The 6071-nt window shown below is 65.5% G+C and carries 4 protein-coding genes; 1 reads left to right on the top strand and 3 read right to left on the bottom strand.

What is annotated here, in order from left to right; all coding sequences use genetic code 11:
- Positions 1-341: 341 nt before the first annotated feature.
- Positions 342-1190: an SDR family NAD(P)-dependent oxidoreductase gene (locus tag AC1DP3_RS16565; RefSeq protein WP_477295188.1), complete on the bottom strand. Its 849-nt coding sequence runs from the start codon at positions 1188-1190 to the stop codon at positions 342-344.
- A 300-nt stretch (positions 1191-1490) separates the two neighbouring features.
- On the opposite strand from AC1DP3_RS16565, the gene AC1DP3_RS16560 reads away from it, so the two are divergent.
- Positions 1491-2201 carry an SDR family NAD(P)-dependent oxidoreductase gene (locus AC1DP3_RS16560; RefSeq protein WP_477295186.1) on the top strand — a complete coding sequence of 237 codons (711 nt, stop codon included), beginning with the start codon at positions 1491-1493 and terminating at the stop codon, positions 2199-2201.
- A 94-nt stretch (positions 2202-2295) separates the two neighbouring features.
- Here the strand turns inward: AC1DP3_RS16560 and AC1DP3_RS16555 are convergent, their stop codons facing one another.
- Both AC1DP3_RS16555 and AC1DP3_RS16550 read right to left on the bottom strand, forming a co-directional pair.
- The gene (locus tag AC1DP3_RS16555) at positions 2296-4689 is read right to left on the bottom strand and encodes a GH116 family glycosyl-hydrolase (protein WP_477295184.1); all 2394 of its coding nucleotides are present in this window, start codon (positions 4687-4689) and stop codon (positions 2296-2298) included.
- Between the two features lie 598 nt (positions 4690-5287).
- Positions 5288-5914 carry a TetR/AcrR family transcriptional regulator gene (locus tag AC1DP3_RS16550; protein ID WP_477295182.1) on the bottom strand — a complete coding sequence of 209 codons (627 nt, stop codon included), beginning with the start codon at positions 5912-5914 and terminating at the stop codon, positions 5288-5290.
- Positions 5915-6071 lie beyond the last annotated feature (157 nt).

Genomic DNA, 6071 nt, shown 5'->3' with positions numbered 1-6071 from the left:
GCCTTGCGCCACTTGATCAGCTGCGCATACGTGAGGCCCCGCTCGCGCAGCCAGATCGCCTTCTGACCATGCGGCTGCAACTGATACTCATGCACAAGCTCGCGGATCTCCGCCGTCGTGAACCCCGGAGTAATCGACAACCCCGCCCTCCTCGCTGACCGTGAACTGACTCACAACCAGCCTGGCGAAGAGGGGTTTGCGCAAGATTCTTTACGCACTACCCCTGTGGCGACCGCTCCGTACGTCGATTGAGCCGCTGGATTTCGCGGATCTGCACGGGGGAGACCGGGGGAATCTGTCCCTCCGTCGCCCCAGGCTGACGCCAGGCCAAGGGCCAGGTCTCAAGCAGCGTTGTCGGTGTGGTCGAGACCTGTGGAGAGTTCGAGGTAGGCCTCGGCCTGGTCGATGAGCTTCTGGCCCTTCTGCTTCACGGCCTGCACGGCGTCGGCGCCGGCTACCCATCGCGCCGGCGGCTGGTTGAGTTCGACGACTTTCACGAGGCTGGCAGCGAGCTTCGCGGGGTCACCGCTCTGCTTTCCGTTCATTGACTTCCATCCCTCGATCGTGCTCGCCGTGTCTGCGTAGTCGTCGATCGAGATGTCTGGCCAGAGGGTGGAGGCTCCCTCGACGAGCAGTTCCGTGCGGAAGAAGCCGGGTTCGACGGCGGTGACGCGGATGCCGAACTGCTCGACCTCCTCACGCAGCGATTCGGTCCAGCCCTCCAGCGCGAACTTTGACGCGCCATACGCGCTGCCGAACCCACCAGAGACGATTCCCGCCGTCGAGGTGATCGTGACGATGTGCCCCGCTCGCTGCCGGCGCATGACGGGCAGCACTGCGCGGGTGACGTTGAGCGGTCCGAAGAAGTTCGTCTCCATCTGCGCACGGAACTGCTCCGGGCTGATCTCCTCGAAGTATCCGGCCTGAAAGCTTCCGGCGTTGTTGACGAGCACGTCGATGCGGCCGAAGCGGTCGATGGCGGCATCCACGGCCGCCTGGATTGACGCGCTGTCGGTGATGTCGAGCGAGACGGCGAGGAGGTTCTCCTGCTCTCCTACAGTCGCAACGACCTTCGCAGCGTCGCGGGCGGTGGCGACGACGCGATCACCGGCAGCGAGTGCTGCCTGCGCGATGTCGACGCCCATTCCGCGCCCCGCTCCGGTGATGAGCCAAACCTTGGTGTCGGTCATGTCCTGCCTCCGTGATCCTCATGCGCCGTCTTTCCTGCGGAGTCCTGGACAGGGACGCGCTCGAGCCGGGTCGTTTCGGGTAACTCCCGACGGACACTACGCCGGGGCCGGGTGACGAGGAATGCTCTGTCAGTACACCTTCCAGCAGGACCTCCCGGGCACGGGAGGATCGGTGTTCCATGAAGATGAGGGAAGGATCATCATGACCGACAGTGAAGGAACATGCCGGGTGGGCGGACAGAAGGCGGTTGGCGACATCGCGCCCGCGCTGATACGCAGAGCTGCCGGTGAGGCACCGGCATGGCGCTGATCCTCGTCACCGGGGCCTCCACCGGGCTGGGCCTCGGCGCCGCGATCGACCTCGCAGACAGCGGCAACGATGTCGTGGTACATGCTCGCACTCCAGATCGGGCGCCTCGCGCCGAGGGAGTCCGCTGGGCGGGCGAGGTGGTCGGCGACCTCAGCGATCTGGAAGCGGCCGGCGATGTGGCGCGCCAGGCGAATGAGTTCGGCCGGTTCGACGCTGTGCTCCACAACGCGGGGACGATGCGGCCGCCCGACCTGGTGCCGGTCAACATCCTCGCGCCCTATGTGTTGACGGTGCTGATGCACAAGCCGGGGCGCTTGATCTATCTCAGCAGTTCGATGCACMGCGGCGGCTCCGTGGACCTCGATCGATTGACGTCCTCGACGGCGACGTACAGTGACACGAAACTGTGGGTGACGACGCTCAGTGAGGCCGTCGCTCATCGATGGCCCGGCACGACCAGTCACGCTGTCGATCCAGGTTGGGTTCCCACTCGCATGGGGGGTGCGTGCGCGCCCGACGATCTCGTCGAGGGCCACCGGACCCAGGCATGGCTCGCGACACATCCGGACGTCAAGCCTGCCACCGGCGGCTACTGGCACCACCGCCGCACACAGCGGCCACACCCCTCTGCGACCGCCGGCGACTTCCAGGCTCGACTCCTCACGGCACTCGCCCGACTCAGCGGCATGGATCTCGATTGAGTCGCCGTCACTCGCGGACTGGACATGGCGAGGACGCAGGGGCGAGCGTCTGCCCCTGCGTCCTCGATTGCTGCGCCTTGCTAGGTGTGCGCTCTCATCGACTGCGAGTCGATGCGTACATGTCCCAGGCGGCGAGCGCACGGACGTAATAGGCCGCGCGGTAGGTGGTGGGATCGTAGCCGTTCCACGCCTCGGGCGTGTTGAAGGCGAAGGCTCCGGCAGCTGCCGCGTCCGGGCTGTAGATCTGGTGGACGACACCCTTCGCGAGCTCGTTGCCATCGGCGAGCAGATCGGGTCGTCCGAGCCGATCGCCTTCCCTGATCAGCGTCCCCGCGAACTCGAAGTTCGCGCCGCTCCACACCTCCGCTGCCTGGAACCCGAGCTCCAGCGGCCGGTTGAGCAGGAACGGGTACGGGGTTCCTCCGTTCGGGACCAGGTTCGGCGCTCCGAGCATGTGCCCTGTCGAGTCTTTCAGCTGCGTGAGCTGGTCGAAGGTGCTGGTCAGGTGAGCGGCGACATGCTCGCGCGGATTGATGTCAGGCAGCCCGAGCTGCTCAGCAACGTGCTGAGGCCAGAGCGCGTCGACGAAGACGTCAGTGGACCGGGCGCCGGCGTCGGTGAACGTGTAATAGCTTCCCGTCCAGAATGCCGACTCGTAGGCAGCCCGCGACGAGGCCGCCGTCTGCGTGAGGGCATCGACGTCGACCGTCGACGCTTCGGGGACTCCGAGCCCCTGCGCGTCCGCTGTAGCGGCCGCCATGATCTCCGCAGCCAGGATGTACAGGCCGGAGTTGTACACCCCGTGTACGCCACCGGACTGTCCCAAGATGTCATAGGTGCTGGCGAAGGAGGCGGGCTCCGTGGGAAGCGCGTCGCCCTGCGGTATCCGAGGCACGACGTCCTGCGTCCACAGACGCAGCATCGCGGGGTATGCATCGCGCAGCAGCGCGTCGTCGCCGGAGCTGCTGTACGCGCCGTACGCGCGCATCAGATATTTCACGGGGCGGTCGAAGAACGTCGTCTCGGGTGCCGCGGGGCTGGCGGAGGTCTCCCAGAGCAGCCACGGCGCCTCCAGATGCCACCAGATGTATCCGTCGACCGGGGGGTTGAAGCCGGAGCTTCCTGGGACTCGCCCGTTCGGGTCTTGGGCGATCATCTCGGAGGTCGCCCGGACCCAGTCTCCTTCGATCGAGGGAAACAGTTCACGCAGGGCGATCGCCATCTGCCCCTGGACGTCGAGTTCTCCTGAGTCTGCCCAGCCGCCCCCCGTGAGCGTGTGGAACAGGTGAGTRCCGGGCACCGCCGAGCCTGCTCGCGGCGCATCGGTCTTGTAGGGAGACGAGACCAGTCCGGATTCCCAGAAGGAGCCGTTGAACGAGAGCTGACCGAGTTCGTTGAGTGCGGCCATTCGGATGGCGGAAGACACCTTGGGATCGGTCGCGACGGGCGACCACCAGCGGGCCACTTCTGCCGCCGCCTTGTCAGCGCGTTCCAGATTCCGGCTGGCGATGGCAAAACCCTGGCCGCCGGGGTAGGTGCCCGCGATGTAGTTGTTCTGCGCGTCTTCGCGGGCTCCGTAGAAGGAGGTGTAGCGACGCATCCAGGACGTGTCGCCTTCCCTGCCGAACGTGATCTGCGGGAAGTCCCACGCCAGGACGAAGCGAACGATCTTCTTCTCGTGGGCCGCCAGGTTCATGTCGACCGCCAGTGCGCCGGCTGAGTTGCTGCCATCGAGGGCGGCGTCGGGAAGCCGACCGGTCTTGCTGAAGGCGGAGTAGATGTCAGACCCGTCACCGTCCGCGTTCCAGGAAGTCACGTACGTCACTTTCTGCCCGGGTTTGTCCTGCACGGCGGTGGTCCACTCGCTGTTCTGCGAGTCGGCAGTGTTGCTGGGGCTGTGGGCGCCGAGCGTGATGCCGGTGATCTTGTTCCGCTTGTCCTCCGACTTGTGACTGGTGTAGCCGGTGCGGATGCTGGGCACGACGCTGGGGGTGTTCTGCACGGTGCTGCCCACGTGAGCGGGAGCGTTGGGGAAGGTGAACATGGTCGACACCTTCGTCGTCTTGCTCGTCTCGTTCGTGAGTTCCACATCGAAGTAGGCGACGGGCTGCGAGGAGGACTCGTCGTCGCCGGCCACGATGGGCGTCCAGAAGGTCGTAGCCACGGATGTGGAGGGAACAGGGTCGGCGTAATCGATCCGCCCTAAGGGGTACAGCGCGCTGTACGTCCCGCTGCCCGCGGCCAAGGTCGACCAGGCAGGAAGGACGGACCCGAACTCCGTGGTGTTCACGGCGAGCGTCTTGGTCGTCGCACTGCGGCCGGGCTGCTGTTCGCGGACATGAATGGCGGCCTGCGACAGGATGCGCTTCTCGTAGTTCGTGTTCGACGAGCCGCCCATGTTCCACGGGCCGAAGGTGCCGGCCTGGTTGATCATGAACGAGCCTGCTCCGAGGCCACCGAGTGGAATCCCGAGGCCGGGCTGCGCCATGGGGTTCCCCAGTGCGTACGGCGCGGTGTCGGGGGCGGAGGTATCGCCGGCACAGCGCTGCCAATCGTGCGGGCTGCACGGGACGCTTCCGATCACTCCAAGAGGCCGCTGGTACGCAGCTTCACCGAGGCCCGAATTCGGGGCCGACTGCTCGGCGCGTGCCGGGGGCGGTGCTGCGAGACCCGGCGCAAACGTCGTGACAGCTATGGCGGCCGCCAGAGCAAAGGCGGCTGTCCGCCTGCCCCGACTCCGGCTTCCTGATGGGGTTTCGACAGCGGACATGCACATCTCCTCATTGATCTGGACACCTGGATCGTTGGATGGCCAGTGGTCATCCGAAACTTAACCGATCGCTTCAGTTTCGCAAATATAACCATGTGCTCATGATTTGGCAAGGGAGCAACGTCCGAACCGGCGCCGGCGACGTCGGCTGGGATCAGTCGTACGGCAGCACGAGCACGCGCGGGTGTGGGTCCGACGCCCTGCCCGCTCAGCGAGGGACACCAGTACCGGCCAGCGAGTGCGTCACCTCGAACTCGATCAGACGAGCAGGCGGCGGGTCAGCTTCGGTTCGTTCCCGCGATCCAAGTGGCCACGATCAGGCGGAGCCAGACAGTTCGAGGAAGACGTCCCCGTGATGAGTGGCGAGCCACTCATCGGTCTCTCCCCGCACGTCCTCGATGGGGCGTCCGGTCCATCGGGCGATCGCGGAGTCCACCTGCCGGCGCACCATCGCCTCGAGATCGAGCTGGTCCGTCTGGATCCATTGGATCTCGAGGCCATCGAGCGTCGCGATCATCAGGCGCGCCTCCGCCTCCATCGTCTCGGGACTCATGAACTCGATGTGCTGCCGCTCCAGCGCGAAGCGGAGATTCTCCGTCATGAGGGCGATCGTGGACTGTTGCCGTTCGAGGATGAACGGCCTCGCCGGGTGATCCGCCTGCGCGGCCTCGATCGACATGGTGAGGAAGAGCTCAATCAAGCCGCGCCGCTTCGCGTGGTACCGCATCAGGAACGCAAATGAACGGAAGTAGTCGAGGCCGTGGAAGATGTCCGTTTCTGGAGCGGTCTCTTCGCGCCAGTGCTCGAGCACCGCAACGAGAAGACCCTCCTTGCTGCCGAAGTAGGCGATCAATGTCCCGTTCGTGGTGCCCACCTGGTCGGCGATCTGGCGCAGAGACGCGCCGTGGTACCCGTATTGCCCGAAGGCAAGCGCCGCCGCCATCACTATCTCTCGACGACGCTTGACGCCGTTGCGATAAGGGCCCCGGGCGCCACGGCCTACCTGTGTCTCGGATCTCATCGCACCTCCGCGTGACACTTTACCCGCCTGTTGCGTGAAACCTGATCGATCGGTTATAGTCAGTGAAACATGATCAATC

The sequence above is a fragment of the Microbacterium sp. P5_B6 genome, assembly GCF_056400345.1.
Note: the sequence above shows the minus strand (reverse complement) of the source record. Positions and strands in the feature narration are given on the sequence as shown.

Coding starts and splice junctions, on each gene's coding strand:
- AC1DP3_RS16550 (WP_477295182.1), bottom strand. CDS start 5,914: ATGGCGGCGGCGCTTGCCTTCGGGCAATACGGGTACCACGGCGCGTCT.
- AC1DP3_RS16565 (WP_477295188.1), bottom strand. CDS start 1,190: ATGACCGACACCAAGGTTTGGCTCATCACCGGAGCGGGGCGCGGAATG.